This window comes from Microbacterium sp. dk485 (genome assembly GCF_004570445.1).
GTDB classification, from domain to species: Bacteria; Actinomycetota; Actinomycetes; order Actinomycetales; family Microbacteriaceae; genus Microbacterium; species Microbacterium wangchenii.
Genome location: NZ_SPQW01000001.1, coordinates 2,034,873 through 2,051,084, shown reverse-complemented (window position 1 = coordinate 2,051,084; position 16,212 = coordinate 2,034,873). Strand labels below are relative to the sequence as shown.

The 16,212-nt window shown below is 70.7% G+C and carries 16 protein-coding genes; 6 read left to right on the top strand and 10 right to left on the bottom strand.

The genetic code is table 11. The features are described from left to right. Positions 1–427 precede the first annotated feature (427 nt). The 6 genes from E4V99_RS09675 to E4V99_RS09650 all read right to left on the bottom strand — a co-directional run bounded on the left by E4V99_RS09675 (position 428) and on the right by E4V99_RS09650 (position 8,547). A complete protein-coding gene (locus tag E4V99_RS09675; RefSeq protein ID WP_135068839.1) occupies positions 428–1,864 on the bottom strand; it encodes a GH1 family beta-glucosidase in 1,437 nt (478 codons plus the stop codon). After that, positions 1,861–4,092 carry an alpha-xylosidase gene (yicI, locus tag E4V99_RS09670; RefSeq protein ID WP_135117086.1) on the bottom strand — a complete coding sequence of 744 codons (2,232 nt, stop codon included), beginning with the start codon at positions 4,090–4,092 and terminating at the stop codon, positions 1,861–1,863. Before yicI ends, E4V99_RS09675 begins: the two co-directional genes overlap by 4 nt. Continuing rightward, positions 4,092–4,919, bottom strand: a complete 828-nt coding sequence (locus tag E4V99_RS09665; protein WP_167747807.1) for a carbohydrate ABC transporter permease — start codon at positions 4,917–4,919, stop codon at positions 4,092–4,094. Before E4V99_RS09665 ends, yicI begins: the two co-directional genes overlap by 1 nt. 98 nt (positions 4,920–5,017) lie before the next feature. Next, positions 5,018–5,989 carry a sugar ABC transporter permease gene (locus E4V99_RS09660; RefSeq protein WP_135068845.1) on the bottom strand — a complete coding sequence of 324 codons (972 nt, stop codon included), beginning with the start codon at positions 5,987–5,989 and terminating at the stop codon, positions 5,018–5,020. A 104-nt stretch (positions 5,990–6,093) separates the two neighbouring features. Then, the gene (locus tag E4V99_RS09655; protein WP_135068846.1) at positions 6,094–7,404 is read right to left on the bottom strand and encodes an extracellular solute-binding protein; all 1,311 of its coding nucleotides are present in this window, start codon (positions 7,402–7,404) and stop codon (positions 6,094–6,096) included. A 117-nt stretch (positions 7,405–7,521) separates the two neighbouring features. Then, complete coding sequence (locus E4V99_RS09650) at positions 7,522–8,547, bottom strand: LacI family DNA-binding transcriptional regulator (protein WP_135117085.1); 1,026 nt, start codon at positions 8,545–8,547, stop codon at positions 7,522–7,524. Positions 8,548–9,073: 526 nt separating this feature from the next. Here E4V99_RS09650 and E4V99_RS09645 point away from each other — a divergent pair. The 5 genes from E4V99_RS09645 to E4V99_RS09625 are packed head-to-tail and all read left to right on the top strand — an operon-like array spanning position 9,074 to position 12,493. Further along, entirely contained in the window at positions 9,074–9,784 is a 711-nt protein-coding gene (locus E4V99_RS09645; RefSeq protein ID WP_135117084.1) for a winged helix-turn-helix domain-containing protein, read from the top strand. A gap of 58 nt (positions 9,785–9,842) precedes the next feature. Then, positions 9,843–10,832, top strand: coding sequence for a DNA-3-methyladenine glycosylase 2 family protein (locus tag E4V99_RS09640; RefSeq protein ID WP_135068852.1), 990 nt, complete (start codon positions 9,843–9,845; stop codon positions 10,830–10,832). Positions 10,833–10,872: 40 nt separating this feature from the next. Next, on the top strand, positions 10,873–11,286 hold the full coding sequence (locus E4V99_RS09635; RefSeq protein ID WP_135117083.1) for a VOC family protein: 414 nt from the start codon (positions 10,873–10,875) through the stop codon (positions 11,284–11,286). 26 nt (positions 11,287–11,312) lie between these two features. Further along, positions 11,313–11,534, top strand: coding sequence for a hypothetical protein (locus tag E4V99_RS09630; protein ID WP_135117082.1), 222 nt, complete (start codon positions 11,313–11,315; stop codon positions 11,532–11,534). Positions 11,535–11,542: 8 nt separating this feature from the next. After that, positions 11,543–12,493 carry a DMT family transporter gene (locus E4V99_RS09625; protein ID WP_167758109.1) on the top strand — a complete coding sequence of 317 codons (951 nt, stop codon included), beginning with the start codon at positions 11,543–11,545 and terminating at the stop codon, positions 12,491–12,493. On the opposite strand, the gene sigJ is transcribed toward E4V99_RS09625, so the two are convergent. Next, on the bottom strand, positions 12,477–13,358 hold the full coding sequence (gene sigJ, locus E4V99_RS09620; protein ID WP_240742715.1) for an RNA polymerase sigma factor SigJ: 882 nt from the start codon (positions 13,356–13,358) through the stop codon (positions 12,477–12,479). The genes E4V99_RS09625 and sigJ overlap by 17 nt on opposite strands. A 141-nt stretch (positions 13,359–13,499) precedes the next feature. On the opposite strand from sigJ, the gene E4V99_RS09615 reads away from it, so the two are divergent. Further along, complete coding sequence (locus E4V99_RS09615; RefSeq protein WP_348630737.1) at positions 13,500–14,240, top strand: SDR family oxidoreductase; 741 nt, start codon at positions 13,500–13,502, stop codon at positions 14,238–14,240. A gap of 9 nt (positions 14,241–14,249) precedes the next feature. On the opposite strand, the gene E4V99_RS09610 is transcribed toward E4V99_RS09615, so the two are convergent. From E4V99_RS09610 to E4V99_RS09600, 3 genes are all read right to left on the bottom strand, one after another. Then, positions 14,250–15,083, bottom strand: a complete 834-nt coding sequence (locus E4V99_RS09610) for an aldo/keto reductase (protein WP_135068862.1) — start codon at positions 15,081–15,083, stop codon at positions 14,250–14,252. 62 nt (positions 15,084–15,145) lie between these two features. After that, entirely contained in the window at positions 15,146–15,709 is a 564-nt protein-coding gene (locus E4V99_RS09605; RefSeq protein ID WP_135117079.1) for a GNAT family N-acetyltransferase, read from the bottom strand. After that, positions 15,706–16,146: a GNAT family N-acetyltransferase gene (locus tag E4V99_RS09600; protein WP_135117078.1), complete on the bottom strand. Its 441-nt coding sequence runs from the start codon at positions 16,144–16,146 to the stop codon at positions 15,706–15,708. The genes E4V99_RS09605 and E4V99_RS09600 overlap by 4 nt, the downstream gene beginning before the upstream one ends. Between the last annotated feature and the right edge of the window lie 66 nt (positions 16,147–16,212).

The following is a 16,212-nucleotide window of genomic DNA, read 5'->3' as shown; positions in this document are numbered from 1 at the left end:
GTTCTCCTCGGGGGGTCCACCGGATCCAGTTGGCCGGGGTCTCGCGATTGCCGTGCCACAGCTCCTGCCGGGTGAGCCCGCGGCGCAGCGTACGCGCGACGACGCGCCGCATGACGACCGGTCGCGGGTGGTCGAGCCACACGAACGCGTCCGCCCCGCCGGTCGTCCCCGGATCCAGCAGCCCGTTCAGCCGCGACGACCAGTTGCCCTCGATCACCCACCCGTCCGGATGCTCCGTCACGAACCCGCGCACGAGCCCGAGCGCCTCGCCCAGGTCACGATGCTGCCAGCCCGCATCCCAGAAGACGGCGTCCAGCTCGAGCACCGGAACGCCCAGCCGGGCTCCGGCCTCCCGGGCGAGGCGGGTCTTCCCCGCGCCGGAGACCCCCACGATCCGCAGCTTCACGGGCCCAGTGTGGCAGGGACCTCAGTCCGGCAGCACGCCCGTGCGGGCGAGCTCGGAGTACCAGCGGCCGCTGTCCTTCACTGTGCGCTCGAGGGAATCGAAGTCCACGCGCACGATCCCGAACCGCTTGGAGTAGCCGTAGCCCCACTCGAAGTTGTCCAGCAGCGACCACACGAAGTATCCCCGCAGGTCCACGCCCTGAGCCATCGCCCGGTGGGCGGCGGTGAAGTGGCGGCGCAGGTAGTCCAGGCGATCGGGATCGGGCACGGAGCCGTCCTCGGCGACGACGTCGTCGAACGCGGCGCCGTTCTCGGTCACCATGAGCGCCTGGCCGGGGAACTGGTCGCGCAGCGAGAGCAGCAGCTCCTCCAGGCCCTCGGGGGCGATGTTCCACCCCATCGCGGTGTACGGCCCGGGCTGCTCGAGGAACTCCACGACCCCGTCGCTGCCCGGCCACGCGGTGCCGCCGTCGGCGGCCTTGTGCCCGTCGTTGTTCTGCTTCGGGGAGACGCCGTCCCACATCTGCACCGTGACGGTCGAGTAGTAGTTCACCCCGAGCACGTCGATCGGCTGGTGGATGGCGCCGAGGTCCCCGTCCTTCACGAACGACCAGTCGGTGACGGATGCGGTGTCCTCGAGCAGGTCCGCAGGGTACTCCCCGCGCAGCATCGGGCCGGTGAAGGCGCGGTTGGCGAGGGCGTCGACGCGACGGATCGCCTCGGCGGCCTGGTCGCCCCTGCCCCGCGGCACGTGGAAGTTGAGCGTCACGGAGTACTCCGGGTCTCCCGTGGAGGTCGCCCGCAGCGCTTGGAGGGCGCGGCCGTGCGCGAGGTTGAGGTGGTGGACGGCGGCCAGCGCCGCGGCGGGTTCGTGCCGCCCGGGCGCGTGCCCGCCCTGCCCGTAGCCGAGGTAGGCCGAGCACCAGGGCTCGTTGAGGGTGGTCCAGGTGTGGATGCGGTCACCGAGCGCCGCGCCGACCACCTCCGCGTAGCGTTCGAACGCATCCGCGGTCGCGCGCACGGGCCATCCACCGGCGTCCTCCAGCGTCTGCGGCAGGTCCCAGTGGTACAGCGTCGCGACGGGGCGGATGCCGCGTTCGAGCAGTCCGTCGACCAGGCGGGAGTAGAAGTCGAGGCCCGCCTGGTTCACCGGCCCGGTTCCGGTCGGCATGATGCGCGGCCACGCGATCGAGAAGCGGTACGCGCCCAGCCCGAGGCCGCTCATGAGGTCGAGGTCGGCCTCCCACCGGTGGTAGTGGTCGCACGCGACGTCACCCGTGTCGCCGTTCCAGACCTTGCCCGGGGTCTTGCTGAACGTGTCCCAGATGGAGGGCAGGCGACCGTCCTCGGCCGCGGCGCCTTCGACCTGATACGACGCCGTGGCGGAGCCGAAGGTGAAGCCCTCGGGGAAGACCAGGCCGCTGTCGCGGTAGTCGGCGTTGCCGGTGGACGTGCTCATCGGGTGATCTCCGAACGGTCGGCGGTCAGGAGGACGCTCCGGCCGTCGGGGGTCGTGACGCGCACCTCGGCGATGCCTTCGCCGCCGGGGAACACCCGGAGACGCAGACCGTCGAGGTAGTCGTAGTCGGGCCGGTCGGTGCGCGCTCCCCAGGGGATCACGGCACCGGGACGAACGTACACCGGGATGCTGTCGAATCCGTGACGCTCGCGACGCCAGCGTCCGCCGGTCACGGTCTCACCGATGAGCAGCTGCGTCCATTCGCCCTCCGGCAGGTAGAACTCGACGTCGCCGTCGGCGGAGAACACCGGCGCCACGAGGAGGTCGGAGCCGAGCATGTACTGCCGGTCGAGGTATGCCGCCGCCGGGTCGTGCGGGAACTCCAAGGCCATCGGGCGCATGACGGGCACCCCCGTCTCGGTCGCATCCAGGCCTGCTTGATACAGGTAGGGCATGAGGCGCATCTTGAGGTGCGTGAAGGTGCGGGTGACCTCCACGGCCTCCTCGTCGAACTGCCACGGCACCCGGTACGACTGCGATCCGTGGAGTCGGCTGTGGGTGCCGAGCAGGCCGAACGCGGTCCAGCGCTTGAACACGGCGGGGTCGGGGGTGCCCTCGAATCCGCCGATGTCGTGGCTCCAGTGCGCGAACCCGCTCATCGCCAGCGACAGGCCACCGCGCAGCGTCTCGGCCATCGACGCGAAGGTCGACGTGGAGTCGCCGCCCCAGTGCACCGGCATCGTCTGACCCCCCGCTGTCGCCGACCGGGCGAACAGCACCGCCTCGCCCTCTCCGCGCGCCTCGACGAGCACGTCGTACACGGCCTGGTTGTACAGGTGGGTGTACAGGTTGTGCATGCGGTCGGGGGCGCTGCCGTCGGCGTAGACGACGTCCAGCGGGATGCGCTCGCCGAAATCGGTCTTGAAGCAGTCCACGCCCTGCGCCACGAGGGCGCGCAGCTTGTCCTGGTACCAGCGCGTGGCGCCGGGGTTGGTGAAATCCACCAGGCCCATGCCCGCCTGCCACAGGTCCCACTGCCACACCGATCCGTCAGCGCGCTGAACCAGGAATCCCTGCTCCGCCGCCTCGGCGAACAGCGGCGACGCCTGGCCGATGTAGGGGTTGATCCACACGCTGACGCGCAGATCGCGCTCGTGCAGGCGCTGCAGCATCCCGTCGGGGTCGGGGAAGACCCGCGGATCCCACTCGAAATCGCACCACTGGAACTCCCGCATCCAGAAGCAGTCGAAGTGGAACACCGACAGCGGCAGCTCCCGGGCCGCCATCTCGTCCAGGAACGATGAAACGGTGGCCTCGTCGTAGTCGGTCGTGAAGCTCGTGGACAGCCAGAGCCCGTACGACCACGCCGGCACGACGGGGGCGCGGCCGGTCAGCTCCGTGTACCGCGAGAGCACGTCCTTGGGAGTCGGGCCGTCGATGACGAAGTACTCCAGCGCTTCGCCGGGCACGGAGAACTGCACGCGCTCGACCGCTTCGGAGCCCACTTCGAACGACACGTGACCCGGATCGTTCACGAGCACGCCGTAGCCGCGGTCGGACAGGTAGAAGGGCACGTTCTTGTACGCCTGCTCGCTGGAGGTGCCGCCGTCGGCGTTCCAGATGTCCACGGTCTGGCCGTTCTTCACGAGGGGACCGAACCGCTCCCCCAGTCCGTAGACGAGCTCGCCCACACCGAGGTCGAGCTGCTCGTGCACGAAGGTGCGCGAGCGCCCGGCGGGACTCCCCGTGCGCGCGTTGCCGACGATGCCGGGATCCACCTGCGCGTCGGGGGTGAGCGTGATGTACCCCTGCGACTTGTGGCCGCTCGCGGTGAGCGGGCGCCCGTCCGAGCGGAAGGACAGCGACCACGGGGCGCCCGGGGTCACGTGCGCCTCGAGCGAGCCGGTGCGAAGCCGCGCGCCCGCGTCGTCGATGGAGACGGATGCCGCGCCTGCGACCGTACCCGGGAGCGCGAACGACAGTCCGCGGCCGGCGCCGGAGTGGTGCTCGATCCGCACGCGCACGACTCCCTCCAGCGGAGAGGAGAGCGTCACCGTGAGCACGGGGCGGTTGAGGGTGTCGCCCCGCCGCTCGATGACCTTCGTCGGGGCGATCACCCGGATGCCGGTCCCATCGACCGTGCCGGTCTCGCGGATGTCATAGGCCTCTTGCGAGTACAGGGCGGTGACGCCCGGTCGCAGCTGCCAGAAACCATCGGTGAACTTCATTACTTGACTGCTCCTGCGGTGATGCCGCGCGTGAGGGTGCGCTGGAAGATGAGGAAGAAGAGAAGGGTGGGGATGAGGCCCAGCAGCGCCGACGCGCTCGTGGTCGTCACATCCATCAGGCGGTCCCCTTGCAGGACGCTGATGGCCACCGGCACGGTCTGGTTCTCGTTGGAGACCAGGAAGGTCAGCGGGATGAGGAACTCGTTCCACGTCCAGATGAAGAAGAAGATGACCAGGACCGAGAGCGTGGGACGGCTGATCGGGAAGATCACGCGCCACAGGATCTGCCAGCGGGTCGCGCCGTCGATCGCGGCGGCCTCGAGCACCTCTCGGGGGAAGGTGCCGTACACCGAGGACAGCAGGTAGGTGCCGAAGGCCGCCTGGATGACGGTGAAGACGATGATCACCGACCACACGTTGTTGTACAGCCCGACCTCGCGGAACATGTAGTAGAGCGGGTACAGCAGCGCCTCCTGCGGGAGCAGGTTGGCCAGGAGGAACAGCAGGACGATCCACGAGCGCCCGCGCACCCGCCCGATCCCGATGGCGAACGCGTTGAGCACCGAGATGAGCACCGCCAGGAGCGCCACCATCCCGGCGATGAAGAAGGAGTTCCACACCTTCTGCGGGAAGTTCACGCGCTCCCAGAACGCGATGATGCCGTCGAAGTTCAGCGCGGTCGGCAGGGCCAGCGGCCCGCCGTTGGAGTAGTCAGCGGGCGATTTGAACGAGTTGATGAGGATCAGGTAGAACGGCGCGATGATGACGATGGCTGCCACGATCGCGAAGGCCAGCAGCAGCCAGTCCACACCCCGCCTCTTCGTCATGCCGCCGCGCCCCTTTGCGCCGCGGCGCCGGACGCCGCCTCCCTCGAGGTCTGCGGGGCGGCCCTTCGTCGCCGTGGTCACGGTCATCGTGGCGGCTCTCACAGTCCCGCCCTTTCCTTGCGCTCCGCGCGGTTCTGCGCGCGGATGAACAGAATCGACACGATCGCGATGACGATCGTCAGCGCCGTGGCGATCGTCGCGCCGTAGCCCACCTGCTGGGACTGGAAGAACTCGCTGTAGGCGTAGTACGCGGGCACGATCGTCGAGGTGCCCGGCCCGCCGCGGGTCAGGACGTACACCGGGCCGAAGACCTTCAGGGCGGCGATCGTGCACGTGAGGGTGACGACGTAGATCTCGGGGCGGATGATGCTGACGGTGATGGCTCGGAAACGCTGGAGCCAGTTCGCGCCGTCGAGTTCGGCCGCCTCATACAGTTCCGGATCGACGCGCTGCAGCGCGGCCATGAACACCACGACGGGGTAGCCGATCTGGATCCAGACGAGGACGACCATGATCGCCCCCAGCGCGGTGTCGGGCGAGCCGAGCCAGTTGTGGGTGAGGAACCCCAGGCCGGCGCCTTCCAGGATGGAGTTGAGCGCGCCGTCCTGCGGGCGCAGGATCCACCCGATGACGATGCCGGCGATGGCGGCGGGAAGGATCTGCGGCAGGTAGTACGTCGCGCGCAGGAAGCTGGCCAGCCGGCCGCCGAACTTGCGCCCGATCACGTCGAACAGCAGCGCGGCCAGGACGAGCCCGATGAGGGTCGGGAAGACCACCATCGCGACGATCATCCAGATGCTGTTCCCGAACGAGGTCCAGAACTTGCCGTCGCCCAGCAGCTCGATCCAGTTCTCCAGACCGATGAACTCGGGGGGACGGATGCCGCGCCAGTCGGTGAAGCTCAGGTAGATGTTCCACACCAGTGGGATGACGATGATGACGGTGGCCAGGACCAGCCCGGGCACGAGGTAGAGCCAGTAGCCCGCGGTGCCGCCGCGGCGCTGCGGGATCAGGGGCTCCTCGGGCGGGAGTTTGGTCCGCGCGGGGCGGACGAAGGGAACAGCGGACATCGCCGGCTCCTCGGACGTGGGTGGTGCCGCGATCGCGGCGTGGAGGGCGTGAGCCCGGGTGGTGCGGGTGGCCCTCCGCCGTGACGGCGGGCCACCCGTGTCGGTCAGCGGAAGTCGTCGACGTAGGAGTCGTACTCCGCGCCGAGGGCCTCCTGGACCTCGGCGGCCGACTTGGTCCCGTTGACGAGCTCCTGCAACTCGGCCACGAGGGCGTCGTAGAAGGTCGGCGTGGGCCAGTCGGGGTAGAACGCCAGACCGTCCTGCTCGTTGACCGCGTTGAAGGCCTGAATGAGCTCGAGGCTCTTCTCGTCGGTGATGTCGGCCTCATCCGCGGCGACGGGCAGGCCGCCGTTGTTGCCGATGAGCGCCTGGATCTCCGGCCGCATCGTGATGTCGATGAACTCGTAGGCGAGGTCCTTGTTCTGAGCCCGCTCGGGGACGACCCACAGGTTGCCGGACGAGCCCAGGCTCAGGTCGCTGCCGGGGAAGGGGAACAGACCGAAGTCGAAGCCCTCGATCTCGTCGACGAATCGCCCGTACCACCAGCTGCCGGAGACGAAGATCGGGGCGGTGCCGTTGATGAAGGACACGCCCGCATCCTCGGCCTTCTGGCCGGTGACGTCCGGGGAGAAGTAGCCCTTGTCGGCGTACTCCAGCACCGTCTCGGTCGCGTAGGAGACCTCGTCGCCGGCCCAGTCGACGGGGTTCTCGTACAGCTGGTAGTCGTTGACCCACTGCCGGTCGGCCTGGCTCAGTGCCAGCTGATACCACAGCTGTCCGAGGGGGTACTCGAGGCCCGCTTCGGCCAGCGGCGTGATGCCCTGCGCCTGGAAGGCGTCCAGCACGGCGATGAACTCGTCATAGGTCTCCGGGACCTCGAGCCCAGCGGAGGCGAAGGCGTCCTTGTTGTAGTAGACCGTGACGAACTCGCCGTAGTTCGGCACGCCGTACCACGCGCCCGAACCCATCACGCCGTCCTCGTCGTAGCGCGCGGTGGTCTGCAGCGCGGGGGCGAGCATGTCGTCCCATCCGTGTTCGTCCACGGCGTCGCTGATGTCGGCGAGCAGGCCCTGACTGGCGAGGAAGCCGGCCGTGGCGTTGCCCTTGTTGAACTCCATGAGGTCGGGGGCCTCATCGGAGTTGAGCACCTGGCTGGCGGTGGAGCGGATCTGCTCGAAGCTGCGCTCCTCGAACTCGACCGTCGCGCCGGTCTCCTCCTCGAAGACCTCGATCGCTTCGGCCCACGCGATGCCCATCGCGCTGTTGTCGCCCTCGTAGTGCCACAGCGTCAGGGTGTCGCCGTCGCCTCCCCCGCCCGAGCCGCCGCCGGAGCACGCGGAGAGGGCGAGCGCCGCGATCGTCGCGGTGCCGACGGCCGCAGCGACGCGTCGTGTCTTTCGGATGTTTCGTGCCATCGTCGGCACTCCTTTCTTGAGAGCCCGAGTGATCGGGCCGGTGATCGGGAACTGCGGAGGGTGGTGCTGTCGAAGCGCTTCGATAACGGACATGGGACGGCCGGTTCAGGGAACGGATCAGGAGGAGGCGGGAACAGCCGGGCGACGCAGCGACCCGTGGCCGACATAGGTGGGAGGGATGAGGTGGAGCCCCGGCTCGGGGCGGTCGGCGCCGAGCGAGCGCATCGCGAGCTCGACGGCGAGGTCGCACGACGCCTGCGGGATCAGCGGAATGCTGTCCACCGCGGTGGGCAGGGCGGCGGTGTCGAAACTCGATCCGACCGCCACGACGGAGATGTCGGTGGGGACCGACAGGCCCCGCTCGGCCAGTTCGTCCAGCGCCGCCGCGTGGGCTTCCTGCGCGCAGTGCAGGATGAGCCCGGTGACCCCGGCGTCCACGAGCTCCCGCACGCCGCGGCGCGTGGCAGCCGGGTCGACCATCACGGCGCCGGAGGAGCGGAACATCAGCGACAGCGACCGTTCGGCGGCGCGTCGCTCGGCCGCGACGCGGACGCGCGGCGGGAAGTTGGAGGACCGATAGGCGATATCGGTCTGACCGACGAGGGCGATGCGCTCGTGTCCGGCGTCGGCGAGCGCGTCCACCGCCATGGCGGCTGCCGTCTCGAAGTCGAGATCGACGCACACCAGCCCGTCATTGTCGTCGGGAACGCCGATGAACACGGAGGGCGTCGCGATGGCGCGCGCCAGGGGAACGCGGGGGTCGTCGGGAGCGACATCCAGCACCAGGATGGCGTCCACCAGGCCGCTGGAGGCGACCCTGCTCATGCCGGCTCGGGCTTCTTCGTCGGTGAGGAGAAGGATGTCGTACCCCTGGCGCCGCGCCGCGACGGCGGTGGCCAGCACGAAGGCCATGTGCGTGGGAGCGTGGGTGTCGGTGCGCAGCGGCTCGGTCAGGGCGAAGATGTGGGTGCGGTCGCCGGCGAGCATGCGCGCGCCCGCGTTGGGGCTGTAGCCGAGCTCACGCACGGCCTTCTCGATCCGCTCGCGCGTGTCCTTGGCGACCGGGCGCTTGCCGCTGAGCGCGTAGGAGACGGTGCTGATGGAAACGCCGGCGGCTTTCGCCACCTCGTCGATCTTCGCCATCCGGACTCCATCGTCAGCGGCTACCGCCGCGGCTTCGCGTGTCGAAGCGCTTTCGGGAAGCGCTTCGACCGACACAGTAAAGGACTCGATCGCGCGAGGGCAAGACCTTTGCTGGAGATCGCAACAAAAAGGCGGGACCCTCGCCTGCGCCACGCAGCGGCTGAGCGGTCACACGACGTCATATTCGCGCCCGCACGGCGACACATTTGACGCACGGCGACGCATTCGGACATAATCGGCCCCATGACGGATCACGCGCGTTCTCTGTCCGCCTGGGAGGCGAACGGGACTGCCGGCATGATGATGGCCGGCCGCGCGACCTCGTGTCGAATGTGTCGCTGACTCGGTGACCCCGCCCGACGCCCGCTTGCGCTTCTGAGCGCGCGAGCACGCGTCCCCAGCATCCCGGCACCCGCGTCGATCACGCGTCCCCGGATGCTCCATCCCTGGCCATCGCGGCCCGCTCTCCCGCATTCGAACCGCGCTCTTCCCGCGCCGGTTCCCCCTTCTGAGGACAGCCATCATCATGTCTACTCCCGCCCTGCTCGACCGTCCCGCTCCCACCCGCCACCTCCGTGCGGTCCCCACTCCCGCACCCGAGCCCGCCCCCGGCGCGGCGCGACACCTCCCCCCGGGCACCGCGCCGCGCGGATTCGCCCTGTACGTCGGCATCGACGAAGCCAAGGCGGCAGCCGATGGCGTGAGCCTGGGCGTCCTCGTCGAGGCCCTCCGCCGCACGCTCGCCGACCTCGCCCCCAGCGCCCAGACCTACGCCACGGTCGCGCTGGCCCCCACCGGGGCCGGCGGACGGGACGTCGACGTCGTGCGCCTCGCCCTGCACGAGCCCTCGGCGGTCGCCCGCACCAAGCAGCAGCCCGAGGACGCCGATGACCTCGCCGGCGGCGTCGTGGTGGACATCTCCCGCAAGCGCGTGCTCATCGACGGCGAATCGGCCGCCTTCACCTTCAAGGAGTTCGAGTTGCTGCAGTACCTCGTCCTGCGCGAAGGCCGCACGATCGACCGCAGCGAGCTGGTCGCGTCCCTGTGGCAGAACCCCGCCGACGACGACGCACCCGGCGAGCGCACGATCGATGTGCACGTCCGACGGCTGCGCGCCAAGCTCGGGCGCTTCGAAGACATCGTGCGCACCGTCCGTGGCGTCGGCTACCGCTTCGACCGGCACGCCGACGTCACGATCCGCTTCGGCCATGGCACCCCCTCCCCCGACCGGGTCTGACCCGCGACGCGGGCCAGGCACCCAGGAGGATGTCGAGAGCACGACGTAGGGTGGCGGCATGAGGCCGACAGGAGTGCGCGTACGGGCGTCCGCCCCACCGCGCGCCCCGCGCGATCCGCGTCCGTCCTCCCCCGCGCCACGGGAGACGGTCTACCGTCCGCGTCACCCGCTCGACCTGGCGCGCGCGGTGCTCGCGCAGCGCCACGGCGCGCACGATCCCGCCATGACGACGGCCGGCGGCGTCATCTGGCGCGCGAGCCGGACACCGGAGGGCATCGCGACCCTGGCGTTGCGCGAGGGTCCCGGCGGCACCGTGCGCGGTGCGGCGTGGGGCCCGGGCGCCGAGTGGGCCCTCGCCCAGCTCCCCGACCTCTGCGGAGCCCGGGACGACCCGGGCGACTTCGACCCGTCGCGCCACGCGCTCATCGCCGAGGCCCACCACCGCCACCCCGGACTGCGGATCGGTCGCACCGACCGCGTCTTCGATTCCCTGGCGAGCGCGGTCATGGAGCAGAAGGTCACCGCACTGCAGGCCTTCTCGGCGTGGCGCCGCATCCTCACGTGGTGCGGCGAGCGCGCGCCGGGCCCGACGCCCCGCCCGATGTTCGCGCCGCCGGACCTGGACGGCTGGCGCCGCATCCCCTCCTGGACGTGGCACCGCGCGGGCCTCGAGCCCCCGCAGTCGCGCACGATCGTCGACGCCGCCGCCCGGGCGGACTCCCTCGAACGCGCGAGCATCGCCGCCGCCGACGCAGCGGCCCGCGAGGCGGTGCTTACGAGTGTGCGCGGCGTGGGGGTGTGGACGAGCGCCGAGACCCGCATCCGCGCGTTCGGCGACCCGGACGCGGTGAGCGTGGGCGATTACCACCTCGCGCACCACGTCGGATACGCCCTGACCGGCCACCGCGTGGACGACGACGGGATGCTCGAGCTCCTCGCCCCCTGGGCGGGGCAGCGTCAGCGGGCCATCCGCCTCATCTACGCCAGTGGCGTCATCGAGCCGCGGCGCGGGCCGCGCGTGCACCCCGAGGACCACCGGGCCCGATGACCGCGGGGCGGATGTCGGCACCCCGGAGCACACTGCCCTCATGTCCACGACACTGAACCCCTACCTGTCCTTCCGCGACACCGCGCGCGCTGCGATGGAGTTCTACCGCTCCGTCTTCGGCGGCGAGCTCGCGATCGACACCTTCGCGGCGTACGACATGGGTCAGGACCCCGCCGAGAACGATCTGGTGATGCACGCCCAGCTGGACACCCCCGGGGGGTTCACCCTCATGGCCTCGGACACGCCGCGGTCGCTGCCCTACGCTCCTCCGGCAGGGTTCGCGGTGTCGCTCAGCGGGGACGACGACACGGAGCTCGAGGGCTACTGGCATGCGCTCAGCGACGGCGGCGCGATCACGATGCCGCTGGAGACGCCGCCGTGGGGCGGCCGATTCGGCATGCTGACCGACCGCTTCGGCGTCGACTGGATGGTCTCGATCGCACCGCGGAACTGACCCGGCGCAGGCTCTAGGCTGACCGTATGTCCGAACCCCGCACCGGCTGGCCACGCGGCCGCACCCAGTGGATCCTGGGCACGATCCTCCTCGTGGCCCTGGGCGTGCTCTTCGGGATGGTGTTCGGGAACGTGTGGCTGGGGATCGTCCTGAGCGCCGTCATCTCGATCGGCTGGCTCCTCGCGTACGAGTCGTGGCGCGGACGCAATTCCGGCGTCAACGACCCCGACCGCGGCGTCGAACTCTGAGCCCGCCGGTGGCGGCGCGCGGGTGGCCGATCGCGGCGATCGGGGCGTCGGTGATCCTGTGGTCGTTCGCGTACGTCCTGTCGGACTGGGCCCTGGAGACCGGGTCGCCCGCCGTCCTGTCGGTGAGTCGCTTCGGGCTCGCACTCGTCGTGCTCATCCCTCTCGCCGTGCGGCGTCCCGCCTTCGTGCGCACGCTGCGACAGCCCCGCACGATCCTGCTGGGCCTCACCGGCGTCACGCTCTACTACTCACTGGCGAACATCGGCCTGCTCTTCACGACCCCCGGCACGGCGGCGCTCGTGGTCTCGCTGCTGCCGGTGCTCACGGCGATCGCCGCCGTCCTGATGATCGGGGAACGGCTGTCGTTGCGTACGGTCATCGGCCTGATCCTGGCCTCCCTCGGCGTCGCCCTCGTCGCCGCATCCGGATTCCGCTTCGACCTCGGCGTCGTGCTGAACATCGGGGCGCTGGCCAGTTACGCCGTCTACACCGTGCTGCTGCGTCGCGACGGCGGGCGACCGGATGCTCCGGACGCACTGTCGCTGGCCACCGCCACCGGCGTGTGGGGCACCGCGCTCATGCTGCCCTGGCTGGGCTGGGAGGCGGTGACGGGCACGATCGCCGTGCCCTCTGATGCACGCGGACTCCTCAGCATCCTCATCCTCGCGCTCGTGGTCACCGCGCCCACGCTGGTGCTGTTCAACTACGGCGCCGAGAGGGTGCCCGCTGCCATCTCCGGCGTCTCGACCGCTGCCATCCCGGCGTTCGGGTACGCTTTCGCCCTCGTCCTGGGCGAGCCGCTGGACCCGGTCAAGGCGATCGGCGGCGCCGTGGCCCTCGCCGGGGTGGTCATCGCGACACTCGCGACGCCCGGGGCGGAACCGAGCCCACCCGGATCGGGATTGCCCGAACCCGCCGAGCTGGCCCCGGACGAACCGGACGTCACGCCCAGAGGGTGAGCTTCGCGGGGTTGACCATGATCCACACGTCGGTGACCCGGCCGCCTTCGACGCCCGCCGTCCACACGCTGTGCACCTGCCCGCTCGCCGTGCGCGCGAGGAACCCGAGGCCGTCCGGCGTCGCGACCGGCTCGAGGACGGTCCCGGGCTGAAGATGCGGGAGCCCGAGCAGGAACCGGGCCACCCGGTCAGCGCCGAGCACGGGTCGCCGCGCCGCCGACACGACTCCGCCGCCGTCGGAGTGCAGCACGACATCGGGGGCCAGCACGCTCACGACGGCGTGGTAATCGCCGGTCAGCGACGCCACCGCGAACGCCTGCACGAGGGCGTCGTGGTGTTCGCGCGAGGCCATCCGCGCGCGCCTGTCCCGGATGTGACGCCGTGCGGAGGACGCCAGCTGGCGCGTGGCCGCCTCGGATCGGCCGATGGCGGCGGCGATCTCGGCGAAGCTCAGATCGAACACGTCGTGCAGCACGAAAGCCACGCGTTCGGCGGGGGTCAGGGCCTCCAGCACCAGCAGCAGCGCCGTGCTCACGGCGTCGTTGCGCACCGACACGTCCAGTGGGTCTTCGCCCGAGCGGGCCCCCGTCACCAGATCCGAGTGCGCCGGCACCGGCTCGGGCAGCCACTCCCCGACGTAGTGCTCGTGCCGCATGCGCGCAGAGCCGAGCACGTCCAGGCACACGCGGCCGACCGTGCGCCCGAGCCACGCGCCGGGAGAGCGGATCGCGGCCCGGTCGTCCTCGGGCATCCGGAACCAGCGCGCATAGGTCTCCTGCACGGCGTCTTCGGCGTCGGCGACGGTGCCCAGCATCCGGTACGCCATCGCCGTCAGTTGCGACCGCTCCGTCTCCACGTCGAACACGTCCCGCGCCTCCCCGCCTCAGCGTAGGGCAGCGCGAACCTCACATTCGCGCATGCTGCATCGTCGGGAGGGTATGAACCGGATCGTGCAGCAGACAGGTCGGATCGTGCGGGAGAGGAGCGGACAGCGGTGAGGATCGCGGTGGCCGGGGGTACCGGCGCGGTCGGACGCCATGCCGTCGCGGCGTTGCGTGCGGCCGGACACGAGCCGGTGGTGATCTCGCGCGGCAGGGGCGTCGACGTGCGGAGCACCGCAGGGCTGGATGCGGCGCTGGAGGGCGTGGATGCGGTGATCGATGCGCTCAGCGTCGAGACGCTGGACGGCGCGGAGTCGGTGGAGTTCTTCCGCGAGACGACGCAGAACCTCCTCGCCGCAGAGGCACGGGCGGGAGTGGGGCATCACGTGGCCCTCTCCATCGTCGCGATCGACCACGCCCCGTTCGGGTACTACGCCGGAAAGGTCGCGCAGGAGGAGCTCGTCGGAGTCGGCGAGATCCCGTGGACGATCCTCCGGGCGGCGCAATTCCACGAATTCGCCGCGCAGATGTATGACCGCGCGAAGGTCGGACCGCTGCGCGTCGCGCCGCGGATGCGGACGCAGCCGGTCGCCGCGCGCGAGGTCGGTGACGCCCTGGCTGCGATCGCGGTCGCGAGCCCGGCGGGGCGGGTTCCTGATCTCGCCGGCCCGCGTGAGGAGAGCCTTGTGCGCATGGTGCGGGCTTACGCCCGCGCGATCGGTTCGCACGGGTGGATCCCCGCGGTGCCGGTGCCTGGCCCCTTCGGCCGCGCGCAGCGCGACGGATCGCTCCTGCCCGACGCCTCCGCCACGCTCGGACGCGAGACGTTCGATCAGTGGCTCGCCGGGCTCCGCCCGCCCAGGTGAGGCGAGGGGCTACATCTCCTCGTGCGTGTCTGGGTCGGCGTCCCACAGGCGGCCCCGGCGCAGCCCGGAGAGGGCGTCGACCTCGTCGGCGGTGAGCTCGAAGCCGAACACGTCGGCGTTCTCCCGTTGCCGCTGCGCGTCGCCCGATTTGGGGATGGGCGTGGAGCCCGCCTGCACGTGCCACCGCAGCACCGCCTGGGTGGGCGTCACGCCGTGGGCCTCGGCGACCTCTTTCACGACCGATTCGCCGAGCAGCTCGCTGCGGCGCGCGAGCGGGCTCCAGCTCTCGGTGCGGATGCCGAGTTCGGCGTGCACGGCGCGCAGCTGGTCTTGCGGGAAGTACGGATGCAGCTCCACCTGGTTCACCGCCGGCACGACGCCGGTCTCCTCGACGAGGCGGCGCAGCATCGGCTCGGTGAAGTTCGAGACCCCGATCGAGCGCACCGACCCCGCTGCCCGCAGGTCGATCATCGCCCGCCAGGTGTCGACGTACTTGTCGACGCTGGGGTTCGGCCAGTGGATGAGGTACAGGTCGATGCGATCCAGGCCCATCGCGTCCAGGGACCGCCGTGCGCTGGCCGTCGCCTCGTCGTAGCCGTGGTCACGGCCGGGGATCTTGGTCGTGACGAGGATCTCATCGCGCGGGATGCCGCTGCGGCGGACCGCCTCGCCCACCTCGGCCTCGTTCTCGTAGTTCACGGCCGAATCGAGCAGGCGGTAGCCCGCCTCCAGCGCGGAGACCATCGCGGTCACGCCCGCTTCGCCGCGCAGGTTGTAGGTGCCCAGCCCGAGCTCGGGGAAGGCGGTGCCGTCGTTGAGGGGAACGCTGGGGATGCCTGGCATGCGCCCATCCTCCCCCGGGTACGACGGGGGCGCGCCGCGGTTGCGCCCCCGGGGCCGAGCCGCTAGCCGTCGGCGCGTGCGCCTCCGGCTGCCGGCGCCACGAGCTCGAACAGCTCGCACGTCGTGTCGTAGTACCGGTCGGTCGGGCCGAGCGCGCGCATCCCGATGCGGCGGCACACGCCCTGCGAGGCGACGTTGGCGGGGTTCGTCACCGCGACGATGCGCGGGATACCGGCCGCCCACGCCTCCGGCAGCACCGCGGCAGCGGCTTCCGCAGCGTACCCGGAGCCCCACGCGTCGGGATGCAGGTGCCAGCCGATCTCGATGTCTTCGGGCGTCCCCGGTGCCGCAGCATCCGCAGACCAGGGGATGCGCTTGAGCAGCAGGACACCCAGCCGGTCACCGCGGTGGGTCGTGATCGCCCGGACCCCGAGCGCGCCGTCCTCCAAGCTCGCCCACCTGCCGACCAGGGCTCGAGCCTCAGCCGGGTCGGTCAGCACGCGCGGATTCCGTCCGAGGTAGCGCTGGACCTCCATCCGCGAGTACATGTCGAGGACGAACGCGAGATCGTCCGCATCCGTCGTGAACGGGCGCAGCGTCAGCCGCGCGGTCTGCACCGGGGTCATGATCTCCTCATCGGGATGTGCGGGATGCCGTCCTCCTCGAACGGCTCGCCCGAGCGGACGAAGCCGAAGCGGGCGTACCAGTCCTCGAGCTGCATCTGCGCGTCCAGGGCGATGGGCAGGTCCGGCGCGAGCTCGGCGCACCGCGCCACGGCGGCGCGCATGAGGTCGCCGGCGTACCCGCGCCCCCGCGCCGGCGCGGCGGTGGCCACCCGCCCGATGCGCATTCCGCCCTTGTCGCGGAGGATCCGCAGTGTCGCGGCGACCTCCGGTCCCTCCGCGATCCACATGAGTTCGGCTCCCGGCTCGATGTCGCGCCCGTCGATCTCGGGATAGGCGGCCTCCTGCTCGACGACGAAGACGCTCACCCGCAGCCACAGGATGCGGTAGAGCGTGATCGGGTCGATGTCGGCGACGGCTGCTCGGTGGATCTGAGGCACCCGATGACATTACCGGCCCCGCGCGGACGCCGACGTGCCGGAGACGGGTGGGCGCATTCACCGTCA